This window comes from Gemmatimonadota bacterium (assembly GCA_009835325.1).
Lineage (GTDB): Bacteria > JAAXHH01 > JAAXHH01 > JAAXHH01 > JAAXHH01 > JAAXHH01.
In genome coordinates, this window is record VXWP01000083.1 from 1 (window position 1) to 15191 (window position 15191).

The 15191-nt window shown below is 63.0% G+C and carries 12 protein-coding genes; 4 read left to right on the forward strand and 8 right to left on the reverse strand.

Annotated elements, in window-relative coordinates; genetic code table 11:
- Positions 1 to 69: 69 nt before the first annotated feature.
- Together F4Z81_10925 and F4Z81_10930 are read right to left on the reverse strand one after the other, a co-directional pair.
- Positions 70 to 921, reverse strand: coding sequence for an amidohydrolase (locus tag F4Z81_10925; protein MXW05568.1), 852 nt, complete (start codon positions 919 to 921; stop codon positions 70 to 72).
- Between the two features lie 22 nt (positions 922 to 943).
- Positions 944 to 2179 (reverse strand): MFS transporter, encoded by a 1236-nt coding sequence (locus F4Z81_10930; protein ID MXW05569.1) that lies wholly within the window; start codon positions 2177 to 2179, stop codon positions 944 to 946.
- Between the two features lie 197 nt (positions 2180 to 2376).
- Here F4Z81_10930 and F4Z81_10935 point away from each other — a divergent pair, with 197 nt between their 5' ends.
- A complete protein-coding gene (locus F4Z81_10935) occupies positions 2377 to 3324 on the forward strand; it encodes an ornithine cyclodeaminase family protein (GenBank protein MXW05570.1) in 948 nt (315 codons plus the stop codon).
- 103 nt (positions 3325 to 3427) lie between these two features.
- Here F4Z81_10935 and F4Z81_10940 read toward each other — a convergent pair whose 3' ends face one another.
- A complete protein-coding gene (locus F4Z81_10940; GenBank protein MXW05571.1) occupies positions 3428 to 4183 on the reverse strand; it encodes a hypothetical protein in 756 nt (251 codons plus the stop codon).
- Positions 4184 to 4425: 242 nt separating this feature from the next.
- Here F4Z81_10940 and F4Z81_10945 point away from each other — a divergent pair, with 242 nt between their 5' ends.
- Complete coding sequence (locus F4Z81_10945) at positions 4426 to 5634, forward strand: aminotransferase class V-fold PLP-dependent enzyme (GenBank protein MXW05572.1); 1209 nt, start codon at positions 4426 to 4428, stop codon at positions 5632 to 5634.
- Positions 5463 to 6812 (forward strand): alanine--glyoxylate aminotransferase family protein, encoded by a 1350-nt coding sequence (locus F4Z81_10950; GenBank protein ID MXW05573.1) that lies wholly within the window; start codon positions 5463 to 5465, stop codon positions 6810 to 6812. Before F4Z81_10945 ends, F4Z81_10950 begins: the two co-directional genes overlap by 172 nt.
- 48 nt (positions 6813 to 6860) lie before the next feature.
- Here F4Z81_10950 and F4Z81_10955 read toward each other — a convergent pair whose 3' ends face one another.
- The 3 genes from F4Z81_10955 to F4Z81_10965 are packed head-to-tail and all read right to left on the reverse strand — an operon-like array spanning position 6861 to position 11836.
- Positions 6861 to 8237: a YihY/virulence factor BrkB family protein gene (locus tag F4Z81_10955; protein MXW05574.1), complete on the reverse strand. Its 1377-nt coding sequence runs from the start codon at positions 8235 to 8237 to the stop codon at positions 6861 to 6863.
- A 16-nt stretch (positions 8238 to 8253) separates the two neighbouring features.
- On the reverse strand, positions 8254 to 9627 hold the full coding sequence (gene mgtE / locus F4Z81_10960; protein MXW05575.1) for a magnesium transporter: 1374 nt from the start codon (positions 9625 to 9627) through the stop codon (positions 8254 to 8256).
- Positions 9628 to 9646: 19 nt separating this feature from the next.
- The gene (locus tag F4Z81_10965; GenBank protein MXW05576.1) at positions 9647 to 11836 is read right to left on the reverse strand and encodes a transporter substrate-binding domain-containing protein; all 2190 of its coding nucleotides are present in this window, start codon (positions 11834 to 11836) and stop codon (positions 9647 to 9649) included.
- A gap of 120 nt (positions 11837 to 11956) precedes the next feature.
- On the opposite strand from F4Z81_10965, the gene F4Z81_10970 reads away from it, so the two are divergent.
- Entirely contained in the window at positions 11957 to 13108 is a 1152-nt protein-coding gene (locus F4Z81_10970) for a mechanosensitive ion channel family protein (protein MXW05577.1), read from the forward strand.
- A gap of 31 nt (positions 13109 to 13139) precedes the next feature.
- On the opposite strand, the gene F4Z81_10975 is transcribed toward F4Z81_10970, so the two are convergent.
- Together F4Z81_10975 and F4Z81_10980 are read right to left on the reverse strand one after the other, a co-directional pair.
- Positions 13140 to 14300, reverse strand: coding sequence for an L-rhamnonate dehydratase (locus F4Z81_10975; protein MXW05578.1), 1161 nt, complete (start codon positions 14298 to 14300; stop codon positions 13140 to 13142).
- Positions 14297 to 15151 (reverse strand): phytanoyl-CoA dioxygenase family protein, encoded by an 855-nt coding sequence (locus F4Z81_10980; GenBank protein ID MXW05579.1) that lies wholly within the window; start codon positions 15149 to 15151, stop codon positions 14297 to 14299. Before F4Z81_10980 ends, F4Z81_10975 begins: the two co-directional genes overlap by 4 nt.
- Positions 15152 to 15191: the final 40 nt, after the last annotated feature.

The following is a 15191-nucleotide window of genomic DNA, read 5'->3' on the forward strand; positions in this document are numbered from 1 at the left end:
GATGCGTGCCGCGCGTGAGTCGGCAGCGGCCCGGCCGGCACTGACGGCATCCGGCCGCGGCTCGGCCGGTCAATCGATGCCCAGTATCTCCCCCGCGTCGCGGTGAATCATCCCTTCCATTTCCGTTTCGTCCAGGCGGGGCAGTCTCGTGCCCTCGAGCATGGCGTTCAGGCCGCGCAGGTCGCGGAGCGTGTCGTCCACCGTCGTGACCGGGTAATCGGTGCCGAAAAGCAGCTTGTTCCATACCCCGTATTCCTGGACGAGCATGAGACTGTGATAGAACTGGAAGGGACGGTAATGCAGCCCCGAGATATCGGCGTATACATTGGGATGCTTGCGGATGACCGCCACCGTTTCCCCTTCGTAGGGATGGCCGAGGTGGGCCATGATTATCCTGCAGTCGGGATACTTGATGGCGACGGCGTCCAGGTGGCGGGGCAGCGTGCAGTCCAGCGGCGCCTGGTCCACGAACGTGGTGCCGGTGTGCAGCAGGACGGGCAGTCCGTTTAAGGCGGCGTAGCGCCACAGGTCGTCGAGTTCGGGGTCCTGGGGATAGAACCCGGCGTACATGGGCAGCAGCTTGATGCCCCGCATGCCCAGGTGCTCCCGGCCTTCGATCATTTCCTCTCTCCAACCGTCCTGGGTGGGGTCCAGCGACATGAAAGGAATCGTCTGATCGGGGTACGCCGCGCAGTACTCCGCCACGTAGCGGTCGGGCGTCCACAGCCCCGACAGCCTCGCTTTTCCGCCGAAGACCACGGTCTTCACGGGTGCTCCGGCGTTTCGCGCCGAGGCCAGATAGCTTTCGTACGACGGCGTCAGGTCCAGTTCGTAACCCCGCATGCGGATGGCCTGCGCCCGGAAGGTATCGTTGAAGTGATCGGGATACCTCCAGGCATGCGAATGCACATCGTAGATCATGAAACATCCTCCTTGTTCCGTGCTATCGCTGGCCGTCGTACCTTCTCAGCGCGGGCGACCGCCAGGCAATGACGGCGACGGCCGCAAGACAGCCGATCCCGCCGGTGACTACGGAGAACGGCGCGCCGGCGAGTCCCGCCACCAGTCCGGCTTCGGCCTCGCCGAGCCGGGGGCCTCCCATGACGAACATCATGTTTACCGAGGTCATGCGGCCGCGCAGTTCGTCCGGGGTCGACAGTTGCATGATGGTATGGCGCAGCACCATGCTTATCGTGTCGAAGGCGCCGGTCAGCAGCAGCGCCGCGAAGGTGAGCCAGAAGCTGGATGAAATGCCGAAGACCACGGTGGCCAGCGCGTAGCAGCCCACCGCCTTGAACAGCAGCCGGCCCTGGCCGGAGATCACGGGGAAGGTGGACATGAGCGCGCCGGTCAGCACGGCGCCGATCGCCGGGGCCGCCGAGAGCAGGCCGTATCCCCGTTCCCCCACGCCCAGCACTTCCGTGGCGAAGATGGGCAGCAGCGAGGTGGCGGAAGCGAAGAAGGTGGCGGTGAAATCCAGCACCATCGCCGAACGGATGATGGGCGACCGCTTTATGAACCTGAGACCGTCGAGGGCCGCGGCGAAGCTGACCCGCGTCACGCTCCCGATGCTCCGGTGTACGGTGCGCATCATCAGGATCGGCACGATCATGAAGGCGAAGGAAACGGTGTTGATCCAGTAGACGGTCGCGATGGAGCCCGTGGCCAGGATCAGGCCGGCCACGCCCGGTCCGGTCACCGAGGCCACGTGGGACGCGGTGATATTGATGCTCATGGCGTTGGCGAGATGCCGCCGGGCCACGAGGTTGGGCACCATGGCGTTCTTGGCCGGACTGCTGAAGCAACCGATCCCCGCGCTGATGGCGGTGATCACGTAGAGTGCCGTGGCGGAATCCTGTCTCGACCACGTAATCCATGCCAGCGTGGTACTGATCAGGGCGAGGCCGCATTGGGCGATGAGCAGTACGCGCCGGCGGTCGTGCGTGTCCGCAATTACACCGGCCAACGGAGAAAGGACAAGGATGGGTATGAGTCGTATAACCGCCATCGCGCCAAGGGCATACGCGGATTCGGTCAACTGATACATGTGCCACAGCACCGCGGTCTGCTGCATGCGGGATCCGGTGAGTGAAACGACCTGGCCGGACCACAGGAGCCGGAAATCGCGATACTGGAGTGCGGGAAACCGGTCTCGTACTGCTTGGAGGGTCAGTGGCATGACGAAACTGAAGATACCATGCGGTCAGTAGCTGTCAAGGCGGACCGGTTCCGTCGCAGTACGCGTCCCGTGTACGCTGCCGGGACATTGGTCTTGACACCTCGTCGACGTACCGGATATCATGGCGTCAGGTCGCCGGCGTCCGGGCGCCGGTGGTCAGGTCGCCGGCTCGCACTCGACCGAACGGAGGGCATGATATGCTGTACATCGACGAAGACCAGGTAAGCTGCTTACTGTCCATGGACGACGCGCTGCGCGCAGTCGAACAGGCCTTCGGCGGACTCGGATCGGGGAAGGCGGTGAACATCCCCCGTTCCAGGGTCCGGCTGCCGGGCCATACGCTCCACGTAATGTCCGGGGGGATACCGGCGTTGAATCTAACCGGGTTGAAAGCCTATACGACCACGCGGCACGGCGCGAAGTTCGTCGTGTTGCTCTTCCGGGAGGACACTGGGGAACTGCTGGCCGCGATCGAGGCCGACCGCCTCGGTCAGATGCGAACGGGCGCGGCGAGCGGCGTGGCGACGAAGTACATGGCCCGGAAAGACGCGTCCAGTGTGGGGGTTATCGGTACGGGGTGGCAGGCCCGAAGCCAGCTCGCGGCGATCTGCGGCGTACGCGGGGTAACCTCCGTAAAGGCCTACGGGCGGGACCGGACGCGACGGGAGACCTACTGTCGGGAGATGAGCGAGACCCTTGGTGTGCGGATACAGCCGGTCGATTCGGCCCGGGCCTGCGTGGAGGAAGCGGAGGTGGTCGTCACGATCACCAGTTCGGCAAAGCCGGTGCTGGAAGGCGCGTGGCTGGCACCCGGCGCCCACGTGAATGCCGCCGGTTCCAACGCGCTCGTTCGCAGCGAGATCGACGCGGAGACGGTCCGGCGGGCCAGGGTGGTGGCCGTCGATTCCAGGGAGCAGGCGAAGGTGGAGTGCGGAGACCTGCTCGAGCCGGTGGAAAAGGGGATCCTCCACTGGGACCGCATACACGAACTGGCCGACGTGGTCGCCGGCCACGTGCCCGGCCGTATCGAGCCCGACGACATTACGCTCTTCGAATCCCAGGGTCTGGCCGTGGAGGACGTGGCCGTGGCCGCGGTCGTTTATGAGCGGGCGAAAGCCGAAGGCGTGGGACAGCACGTCGGGTGACGGTGGATCGGGTAACCACCGGGCGGGTGATCGCCGGGCGGGTGACGGCGGATTGGCTGACAGCGCGGGCTGCCGACCTGCGTTTACTTCTTTTGGCCCGAGGTTACTTCAACGCCTCGACCCGGTCCCAGTAGGCTTTGGCGCCGGCCCGGAGCCAGTGGTCATACACGGTGAAGAAGAACCGGACGCCGATCTCGGCGTGGGCTTCGAAGGTCTCGTCGCCTACGAGCGACCCGGCGTTCCGGCCGGCCGCGACGATCCGCGCCAGGGTATCGGATACCACCTTCTTTACCTCGGGACGGTACATCTCTCCGGGATAGCCCATGGTCTGGGCCAGGTCCCCCGGGGCGACGAAGAACACGTCGATGTGGTCCACGGCGAGGATCTCGTCCAGGTTCTCCACGGCCTCGATTTCCTCGATGAGGACGATGACGAGGATCTCATCGTTCACCTTCGCGATGAACTCGCTGTTCTCGGTGCCGTAACCGCGCCGATTGAAGTACATGCCCCGCATGCCGGCCGGGGCGAACCGGCTGGCCCGTACCACCCGTTCCGCCGCCTCGGCGCTGCTCACGTGGGGGACGACAAGCCCGCTGACGCCACAGTCCAGCGTACGGCCGATCAACCCGGTCTCGTTGGCGTGCACCCGCATCACCGACGCCATGTTCCACAGGTCGCATGCCCGGGATACGTCTCCGATACGGTCGAAGGTGATGTCCCCGTGTTCTCCCTCAATCCAGTAGCCGTCGAAACCGAACTGCCCCATGAAATCGATGGAATTCGCCGTATGGCTGTGGCCGCCGACCACGTGGGCGACTTCGCCGGCCCGCAGTTTTTCCAGCACCCTGTTTCCTCGCATCGGCCTTGATTCTCCTTTTCAATAACCGGTCTGAAACGGACTTCCGTCAACAACCCGGCATGCTGATACTCTAAGGTGGATGACCAACCTGGACAAGTTAGGTGGTAACCCAGCATAGACAAGGCTTTTATGCCGGTGAAACGGGTCGTATCGTCTTGACACCACAGGGGGGCGACTTTAGAATAGACGGGTTGTCTTGTATCGGTCGGCAACCCGTCCATTCACGCTATCCGGGACTACCCATGACCACACCCACGCATCCCATCACTGCCGAAGAAGCGGCCTATTGGTCGGAGATCCGGAAACAGTTCTACCTGATGGACGACGTGACCTATCTGCAGGGCGGAACGGTAGGTCCGTCCGCCAGGCCGGTCATCGAACGCATCATCGACCTGATGCGGGAATTCGAGGCAGATCCACTGAACCGACGGCACGGAGACTTGCTCAGGCCCCTGGTGGAGGCATCCAGGGAGAAGCTGGCCAGGTTCGTGGGGACGACCCCGGACCGGATCGCCCTCGTGCTGAACACGACGATGGGCATGAACATACCCGGCCAGGGCCTGATCTGGGAACGGGGCAGCGACGTGCTGCTCAGCGACCAGGAATACCCCGCCGTCCGTGCCCTGTGGACATGGCTGGCCGAGCGGGACGGCCTGAACCTGAACTATGTTTCCCTGCCCATTCCGCCGTCCTCGCCACAGGACATCGTGGACGCCTATTCGGCGGGCATCACGGAGAATACCAGCGTCGTGATCTTCAGTCACGTGTATTTCACGACCGGACTGGTGGCTCCCATCACGGAACTGACCCGCCTGGCCCATGGCCACGGGGCCGTGGCCATGGTGGACGGCGCACACGCCGTGGGGATGGTTCCCCTGGACCTGTCCGAAGTCGGATGCGACTTCTACGCCAGCAGTTCCCACAAGTGGCTGCTGGCGCCGAAGGGCGTGGGGTTCCTCTACATGGACGAAAAGTACCAGAACCGGATCCGGCCCGTGATTATCGGCCACAACATGCGCGAAACCGATTCGGCCAGCCGCTACGACGTGAACGGGACCCGGGACCTGACCCACCACGCGGGCCTGGGAGACGCCATCGACTACCAGGAGGAAATCGGCTGGGATAGCAGGATCCGGCCCTACTGCCTCGGCCTGGCGCGGTACCTGAAGGCCCAGGCGGTCGAGCGAATAAGGGGGGCCCGCCTCACGATCCCGATGGATGAATCCATGTCCGGGTTCATTTCCAGTTTCTCGATCGAAGGCATCGACCTGTCGAAGGTATGCCAGTATCTCTGGAGCGACTACAAGATCGAGGTCACCGCCCTCGGGGTGGATGGCCAGTCGTTCTTCAGGGTGTCCACCCATTTCTACGATTCCTACGACGACATAGACCGGTTCATCAGCGCGATCAACGAAATCATCGCCAAGTATCCCGACGTGAAACTGGATTGAACGTGCCCATGACCCGTCCCAAATTGTTGCTGCCCGGTCCCATCGATATCTGGGAGGATACCCTGGAGGCGCTCAGCCAGCAGGTGTTGCCTCACTACGGTGAAGACTTCGGACCCATCTACGAAGAAACCGTATCGATGCTCCGGACCGTTTTCCAGACCCGCAACGACGTGATCATCATGACGGCCCCCGGTTCGGGCGCGCTTGACGCTGGTCTCAGCAGTCTCTTCCAGCCCGGAGAACAGGTGGCGGTGGTGACCAACGGACCGTTCGCCAATCGCCTCGTCGAAATCCTGAAGGCCTTCCGTAGCGAGGTCATCGCCGTGGACGACCCCTGGGGCGAGCCCGGCGATCCGGACAAAATGCGTAGCGCCCTGAAACGTCACCCCCAGGCCGCCGGCCTGGTCGTGGTTGCGAATGACACCGGTACGGGCGTGCAGAATCCGCTGGAGGCCTACGCCGGCCTGGCCCGTGAATTCGACCTGCCCTTTTTCGTGGACGGCGTGTCGGCCCTGGGAGGCTACGACATCCCCGTGGACGAACTGGGGATCGACGTGGCTGTGACCTCCTCCAACAAGGCCCTGGAGACCGCGCCCGGACTGGGCATCCTTGCGGTCAGCGACCGGGCGTGGGACATCATTCGCGCCAAGGACAGCGCGCACCGCGGCTGGTACTACGACCTCTCCGTCTGGAAACGGGCGTCCGAATCTTCGGGAGAGCATCCCTATCCCACGACCCAGGCCAGCAGCCTGATCGTCTCCCTGCATGCCAGCCTGAAAAGAATCCTGCACCGGGAGACGCTGGAAGGTCACTGGGCCCGGTACGCGTGGGCCCGATCCGTGGTCCGTGCCGGGTTGCGCGCGGTGGGGTGCACGCCCATCGTGGCCGATGCCGCCGCGTCCTGTACGGTGACCACCTTCCGGGTCCATCCGGACGTGTCCGAAGCCGCGGAACTGCGCACCTACCTGCTCCGCAACCACGGGTTCCTGGCGGCCCAGGCCATGGGAGAGTTCGCCCGGGACGCCCTGCGCGTCGGACACATGGGAAAGGCCGGTTCGCGGGAGTACATCGAACCCTTCCTGCTCGGGATGGAAGATTTCTTCCGCACGGTCAAGGGCCACGACCTGCCGCACGGCTGCAGCCTGGAGGGGTTGCGGCAGGCTCCGATTTCCTACTGAAGATCCAGATACCCGGGAAGATCCAGAACCCAGGGAAGATCCGGAAACCTAAGCCCCGTCCTCGGCGGACTCACCGGGTGTCTTCCGCGGCGGTGTGAGAGAGAGTACCGTGTCCGTGAGGGACTGGTCGAGGGGATAATGGTAGGACGTCCGGTAGTACTGCAGCAGGTCCCGGGCCAGGGCGTTCAGCGGATCCACGCTCTGGAAGCGGTCGGGGAGCGGTCCCGGATGGTAGAGTACGTTCAGGAGGGAACGCAGGGATAGGTCCTCCGGCGAAGCGGCGGGCGTGTAGGTGATGTGGTACCCCGATTTGCGCGTAAGCAGTCCTGAATCCACGTAGGCCGAGAGCATCTCGTCAAGCACGTTCTCCGGTGCCCCGGTCTGTCCGGAAAGCCGGTCCAGCCTGGTCGGCTTGTTGTCTTCCACGAAATTGCGGATGATGTAGAGAAAGGCGAGGACGTTGATGTAGCTTCGCAGTGCCGTCCCGTGGACCCGCTCAGACTGCCTCCACTCCATAATTCCCACGTTCTGGATGGAATGAGCCAGGATCGCTCCGAGCAGCAGGATCACCCAGCCCAGGTACAGCCAGATCAAAAACAGCGGCAGGGCGGCGAAACCGGCGAACAGGATCTCCCGCGCCCCCGCCTGCGTCGTGTCCGCAATCAACTGGGCGAATAACCGGTTAAGCAGAATCCAGCCACATCCCGATATCACACCGCCAACCAGGGCGGCCCGTATGGAAACCCGGGTATTGGGTACCGACCAGATGATCAGAGAAAAGAAGAGTCCGATCAGCAGGACGGACAGGGGCGAGAAGCCCGCAATCCTTTCGAAGTTGGCCAGTAAGGCAATGCTGTTCGACGATCCCATGAAAGTCACGACGCCCGTAATGATCAGCGGTCCGATGAGCAGAAGCGCCAGGTAGCTCGCCAGTCGCTGTCTCCAGCTTCGCATGCGCCGCACGTGCCAGATGTCGTTATAGGATTCCTCGATATTCGCCAGGATGCCCAGCACGGCGAACATGAGCACCACCAGCCCGATGTAACCCAGCGTGCCGGTCTGGGCGTTGGCCAGGAAATCCATGATCTGCGTGGCCACGACGTCGCCGTCACTGCCCAGGGGACTCAGCCATTCTCTCAAGGTAGGTTCGAAGTCCACGGGGAGTCCCAGGCTCTGGTACACGGTGAATACGATAGCGAGTAGAGGGACCAGGGCCAGCAGGCTCGAGAGGGTCAGGGCCGAAGCACGGGTCAGTATGCGGTCCTCCCAGAACTGGTGATACAGGAAGATCATCGTCTTGGCGACACGCACGAGGAGCGCGTGCAGCCTGGACAGCCCTCGGGTGTTGATGTGCCAGATCTCGGTGCCGATGAACCGGCTCGCTTTGCGTAGGCTGCTTATGACGCGGGTAATACCTGGATGCACGGTTGATATCCCTTTTTCAGACCAGTTTAGGCAACATGAACTGCGCCAGGCTCAGCAGGAGAAAGAAGCCGCACATGTCCGTTACCGTCGTGAGCATGGGGCCTGACGCCAGCGCGGGATCGGCCTTTATCGCCCGAAGCGCCAGGGGAATGCATCCTCCCAGACACGCCGCCAGCAACGTGTTGGCCGCCAGGGCGGTACCGACAACGACGCCCAGGTAGGGATTCCCCTGCCACAAAAGGGTGGCGCCGGCGAGCAATGCGCCGAGGACCACGCCGTTCATGAGGCCGACGGAGGCTTCCCTGGCGAGGACCCGCAGGATCTCCCCGGGCCGTACGAGCCCCAGGGCGAGTTCCCGGATGCTCACCGCGACCGCCTGGTTGCCCGAGCATCCGCTCATGTCCGAAATAATGGGAAGAAAGACCGCCAGGATGATCGCCGCTTCCAGCGTGTCCTGGTACAAGACGATGACGCTCGCGGCCAGGATGTTCAGGACGACGTTGACGCTGAGCCAGGACAACCGTCGCGAGGACCTCGTCAGGACGGGCATGCTGCGCAGTTCCTCTCCGCCCACGATTCCGCTGGTCTTGAGGAACTCGCTTTCGGTCTGTTCCGTCAGTTTTTCCTGCACGTCCGCGGCCCGTACCACGCCGACCAGCCTGCCTTCTTCGTTCGTGACCGGCAGCCCGAGGTAGGTGTAGGTTTCGAAGAGGTCGCGCATCTGCTCGAGCGGGGTAAGCACGTTGACGCGCACGGGATCTTCCACCATGATTTCGGTGAGTCGCTGTGCGGGCAGGGCCATCAGCACGTCACGCAGCCGCAGCACGCCCGATAGCTTCGCCCCGTCCGATACGTACAGGTACTGCACGTCGTAACCGACGTATTCGTCGTGACGGTTCCGCAGGTCCTCGATCACGTCCTGCACGGAAAAGTCAACGGGATAGGATACGAACTCGGTCAGCATGATCCCGCCGGCCGTTTCGTCCGGATATTGCAGCAATTGCCGGACTTCCTCGGCCCTTTCGTCCGGCATCGCCTCGAGAATGGCTTCCGCTTCCTCGTCCTTGAGACCTCCAAGCAGATCGGCCTGGGCGTCGCTGTACATCTCGTCCACGATCGCCGCGGCGTCGGCGGGTGAAAGGTCCTCGATCAGGTCGACCGCCTGCACGTCCTCGATGCGGTCGATCAACTCCGCCGCATCCTGGGGCGACAGGAGGCCGAGCAGCCGGGTGTGTTCTTCCTGGCTCAGACGCGAGACGGCCCGTGCCAGTTCGGTGGCCGTAAGCGACCCGATGTAGGATGGCAGCACGTGCCGCGATTCGGCCTGGATGAGCGCCTGAAGATGCTGCCAGGGTTCCTTGCGGGTCGGGTCTCGGACGTCGGAATTCATGGGAAGCTCCGACTGTGGGCTATTCCGGGATGGCGAGTTCGGTCGTGGTGTCGTGCTGGGCCGGGCGGTCCGGGCGGACCGGCCTGAGCGGACCGTCGAGCGCGAGTGGCTCCGGGCGGGTTGATTCGTCGGTTCGAACCGGGTCGGCCGAGGCGAGTACTTCCAGGTAGGCGTCATAGTACTGCTGGATGTTCTCGACGTAATGTACCGGCTGTCCTCCCCGGCAGAATCCGTACCGGGCCCGGCTGTAATACTCGGGCCTGGAAAGGAGCAGCATGGCTTCTTCGACGTTTCCGAACCACCGGTTGCTGTCCCATCCCTTCTCCCTGGCCAGGCGGCGGGCGTCGAGGAGATGGCCGTATCCGACATTGTAGGACGCAAGCGCGAAGTGCACCCGCGTTTCCATCGGCAGTTTCGGGTCGAACCGGCCCAGGAGATGGTCCATGTACTTCACACCGGCATGGATGCCTACTTCCGGGTCATGCAGCTCGGTGAATCCCATCTGCTCTCCCGTGGCCGGCATCACCTGCATGAGTCCCTGGGCGCCTACCCAGCTCACGGCGTCCGGATCGAACCTGGATTCCTGGTACATCTGCGCGGTAACAAGGCGCCAGTCCTGGCCGTAATGGCCGGCGTACTTCTTTACGTGGTCGTCGAATGGCGACAACTGTCCGCTCAGGTCGACCCGCAGCGAGTCCTTGGCCTTGGCGATGGTACGTATGTTCTCGAAGTACTTCTTTCGCATCAGGTTGAAGAACAGTCCCCGCTTCTCCTGGCGGATGTACTGGTCGAGGGCTGCGAGAAGCGCGGAATTTTCCTTGCGCACGGCCCATCCCAAAGACGCGGGCCCGATGCTGAACGCGGCCTTCAGGTCGTGTCCGTACGCCTGTTCCACTTCCAGCAGATTCGAGTCTGCCAGGGTCACGTCGTAAGTGCCGTCCTCGACACCGAACAAGATTTCCTCCGTCTCGACGTCGCCCGGCAGCTCGACGATCTCCAGGCCTTCCACGGAATCGGCAGCAGCGCGAAGCGGTGCGAGAAACGATGAACTGCCGCGGACGTGCACCGCTCGTCCGGCGAGATCCCCGAAGCCTGTGATGCCCTCTTCATCGGAGCGCACGACCACCACTTCATCCACGTCGTTATACGGCGTCGTGAATGCGGCCGCGGCCACCCGTTCTTCATTGATCGTCATGGCCGCGGCGACGACGTCACCCTTACCCTCGTTCAGGTAGTCGAGCAGTTTGGCGTGGTCATCCGGTATGACGATTTCCAGCCGCAGGTCGTTCCGCCTGGCGAATTCTTTCAGGAGTTCATATTCGTAGCCGACCTGCATGCCGCGGTGGATGAAGTAGGTAAGCGCGTTGTTTCGCGTGATCATGCGCAGGCGGCCGCGTTTCTTCAATCCGTCCAGGTCATCGGTGTACACGCGCTCGCGCGTGGGCGATATCTGCCTGGCAAGCAGGATCTCGTCGACTTTCTCCTTAAGCTCATCGTCTCCCGGCCGCATCAGCAGGACGACCTCACGGTTTACCGAAAGCGCAAGCGGCGCGGCCAGCTCGTCGTACGCGGTCGCCACGGCGTACCACAGGTTGTTGTCGCAGACCGTCGCCTCGTACTCGCCGCGGGCGACCCCGTCGATGATGCTTTCCGTCAGCAGGGTTTCAGGTACGGTGTTAATACGCAGACCGGGCACCTGCTTCTGCAATTCCAGCAGCGTCTGGTAGTACGAACTGGACGCTCGAACGCTTATCGCCATGCCGTTCAGATCACCGAGACTGTCCGGGACGCTTTCGCCGGCGGGGACAATCAGGTATTCATCTACAAAGTGATAGGGTACGGAAAAGGCCGCTTTCTCCATCCGTTCCGGCGTATCGGTGAGATTCGCGGCGATGAGGTCTCCTTCGCCCAGCAGGAGCTTGTCGACCATGGACTGGTGGTCCTCGACGGTGACGAGCCGTAAATCCAGTTTCAGCGATTCGGCTATGTCCCGCGCGATGTCATGGTCGAGCTCGACCGGTTCCGCGTTACGGGGCAAATGGTCGACAGCGTCCGGCCGGACGATGACGCGGACGACGCCGCGCGATTGAAGCTCCGGGAGATCGCCCGTGTACCTGGGCGGTTCCGGAATTCCGGAGCCGTCGCAAAGCACGGCGGTCAGGCCGATGAATACGGCCGTTAAAAACAGGACTATGGCGCGCGTCGACACACCCTTCCTCCTTCTTGATGTTCCCCGTTCCCGGCATCCCTGCCAGGGGACCTCAACTTGACAGTCCACGGGCCATACGTTAAGATAACAGCCCTTGAAATATATGCATCGGCGCCGGCGATGCGACAAAAAAATGCCGGAAGTACCGGCCCCGGCGGGAAGGAAGGGACTATGGATACCGTCGTCAACCTCCTTGAACAATCGTGGCAGTGGTCAGGCCAGGAACTCGCCATCACCTTCGCGATTCTCCTGGGAACCTTTGTCGTGAAATGGGTGTTCAAGCACCTGATGACCCGCGTCGCCAAACGGCTGGCGCGCGTTACCTCGACCCAACTCGACGACATGCTGATCATGGCGGTGGAGAAACCCCTCGAATGGGTGATCGTCGTGCTGGGTCTCTACCTCGCCATCTATACGCTGCGTCCGCCCGAGATGGTCATGGGGGTGCTGCGGGCCGGATTCTGGGTGCCCTTTTCCCTTCTGACGGCCTGGATGATCTTCCGATGCGTCAACGTCTTTACGTCGATGCTAAAGGAGTGGGCGCTCAAGACCGATACGGCCCTGGACGACCACCTCGTGCCCCTTGTCGAACGGGCGTTGCAGATTATGGTGTGGATCCTCGCCGCACTCATGATCCTGCAGAACCTGGGCTACTCGGTGTCCGGCCTGCTGGCCGGCCTGGGGATCGGCGGACTGGCCGTGGCCCTCGCCGCCCAGAAGACCCTGGCCGACGTCTTCGGGTCCATCATGCTGCTGGTCGACCGGCCCTTCGTGGCGGGAGACTGGATTGTTTCGCCGGACCGGGAAATCGAAGGCGTGGTGGAAAGCATTGGATTCCGCAGTACCCGGATACGGACCTTCGAACAGACCCTTGTCGCCATCCCCAACAACCGACTGGCTGAATTCGTGATCGACAATATCTCGTCCCGTCCGTACCGCCGGGTCTGGATCACGGTGGGACTCACCTACGATACGCCGTCCGACGCGATGAGAGAGGCGGTTTCAAGGATTGAGAAACTGCTGCGGAACCATCCCGAGGTCAGCCAGGAATCGACCATGCTCGTGCGGTTCAACGAGATTTCCGAGAACTCGCTCGACATCATGGTCTACTACTTCACCGCGACGACGGTGTGGGAGGATTATCTGCGGATCAGGGAGGACGTCAATCTGAAGATCATGGAGATCGTCGAATCGCTCGGACTCGAGATGGCCTTCCCCACCCGGACGATTCATCTCTCGCCGGATTCCGAAGACCTAAAGGCCGGGGATTAGGCTCAGACGGCCACGTGAACGTAGAATAGGCTCAGACGGCCACGCGGTCCAGCCAGGCCCGGTCCGCTTCGATCCCGAATCCCGGTGCGTCGCTCGGGACCAGGCAGCCGTCTTCGATCACGGCGGTTCCCGGCAGCTCAACCATGTCGGACAGGGGCACTCCGGGTGGAGAGACCCCGCTGGAACGTTCTCCCCAACGGGCCGCGGGCATGGCGAAGACCAGGTGCTGGCCGTAGGGATCGTTCATGGCGCCGTGCGGGGCGACGGTCAGGCCCGCAGCTTCCGCAATGTGGCAGATGCGGACCGCGGCGGAAAGCCCGCCGCACCACTTGACGTCCGGTTGGAAGATATCCACCAGCCGGTGCTCCGCGGCATACAGAAACGGTTCGGCCAGGTACCAGTGTTCTCCGGTCGCGAGGCCCTGCCCGGGCAATCGCCGGCGGACGGCGGCGAACCCGTCCAGGTCGTGGGGCATGAGGTAGTCCTCCAGCCACTTCAGCCTGTAGGGCCTCAGCGATTCGCCGAGCCGCACAGCGTATTCCACGTCCAGCGCCATCCAGCAGTCCAGCATCAACTCGACATCGTTTCCGATCGCGGCCCTGGTTTCCTCCACCATCTCCACCGCTCTGTTCAATCCGTCGATTCCATCGTCCGGACCAAACGGCATGGGGAGTTTTACCGCTTTGAATCCCAGTTCGAGGTACCACGCGATATCGAACCCCGTGGCGTAGCAGAAGATGCGGTCCTTCTGCGGTCCACCGAGCAGTTCATACACGGGCCGGCCCAGCAGCTTTCCTTTCAGATCCCACAAGGCCAGATCCACGGCGCTGATGGCGTAGCTCGTCGCGCCCTGGCTTCCGTAGGCAGCGCTCGCGCGAACCATGAGATCGTAGCACTTTTCCGTGGCCATGACGGACTGCCCCGTCAATAGCGGCCTGAAATGCTCGTTGACTATCGGGAGGACGGGACCGCTATGCTGGGTCAGTCCCAGTCCGAAAGTACCGTCGTCCGCTTCCACGATACACGCCGCGGAAGGCCAGGAGGGTCCCGCGTCCCCGCGCCTGCCCCGGTATTCCGGGTAGCGGTCCATGGGGCCCGACGGTTGGCGTCCTTCTCGTTGCAGCGATGTCTTTTTCGCCTTCCTGGCCCGGGACAGGTCCACGGGGAAGGCGCGGATATTCCGGATTTTCATGGGGCTACCCCTTGCCGTCCGTCATCCGGGTCGCCCACCGGGTCGTCCTCCGGGCCGCCGTCCGTGTCGTCCTTGACGATGTCCTTGACGTGGTTATAATGGGCGGTCTCGATCAGTTCCAGCGTTTCGGGGGACAGCACGGCCTTGATCTCATCCGGAAACGGCATGGCCAGTCCGGCGTGCTGGGGCTTGTACCGAAGCACCAGGATGCGCCGGATCCGGTCACCGGGCCGCCATTCGAGGATGCCGTGGGTCATGAGCTCGGAAGTCACGATGATGTCGCCCGCCCGGGGCGTGATGTTGACCACGCCCGGCGCGAGGTCCTCCACGCCGTGCATGAGTCCGTTGTTGAACAGGCTGTCCGGCCGGGGGAAATTGGCCTTGTGGGATCCGGGCAGCACGATGAGGCCGCCGTCTCCGGGTAATACGTCGTCCAGGTAGGGAAACACGATGATGTCGTCGCAGTAGACCCGTCCATGATGGGTCTCGTAGCGGGTGCTTTCCCAGCCGAAACCCTCCCGTGCGCAGTGCAGGCCCCCCACGGCCGGTTCCCCGGGGCGGTCCACCTGGAGCGTGCCGCTGATCAGCCGGGGCTTGTCGTTGGTGAGTTCCCGCACGATGGGCCAGATCGACGGATGGCGGGTGAGGGCCTCAAGCGACTTGTCGAAGGCGAAGCCGTGGAGGTGGCGCTTGCCGTCGAACCCGAATCCCGGCGGCAGTTTGTCCTCGGGCGTGTTCATGTATCGGGCCGATGCACGCTGGCAGGTTTCGAGCTCCTGCTTTGATAGCGCGTTCTCGATGTGCAGGTAGCCGAACACGTCGAAAAGGTACCGCTGTTCCGGGGTCATCATGCCTGGCTCCTCGTGATTGTCCTCTCGCTTTTTCTGATTA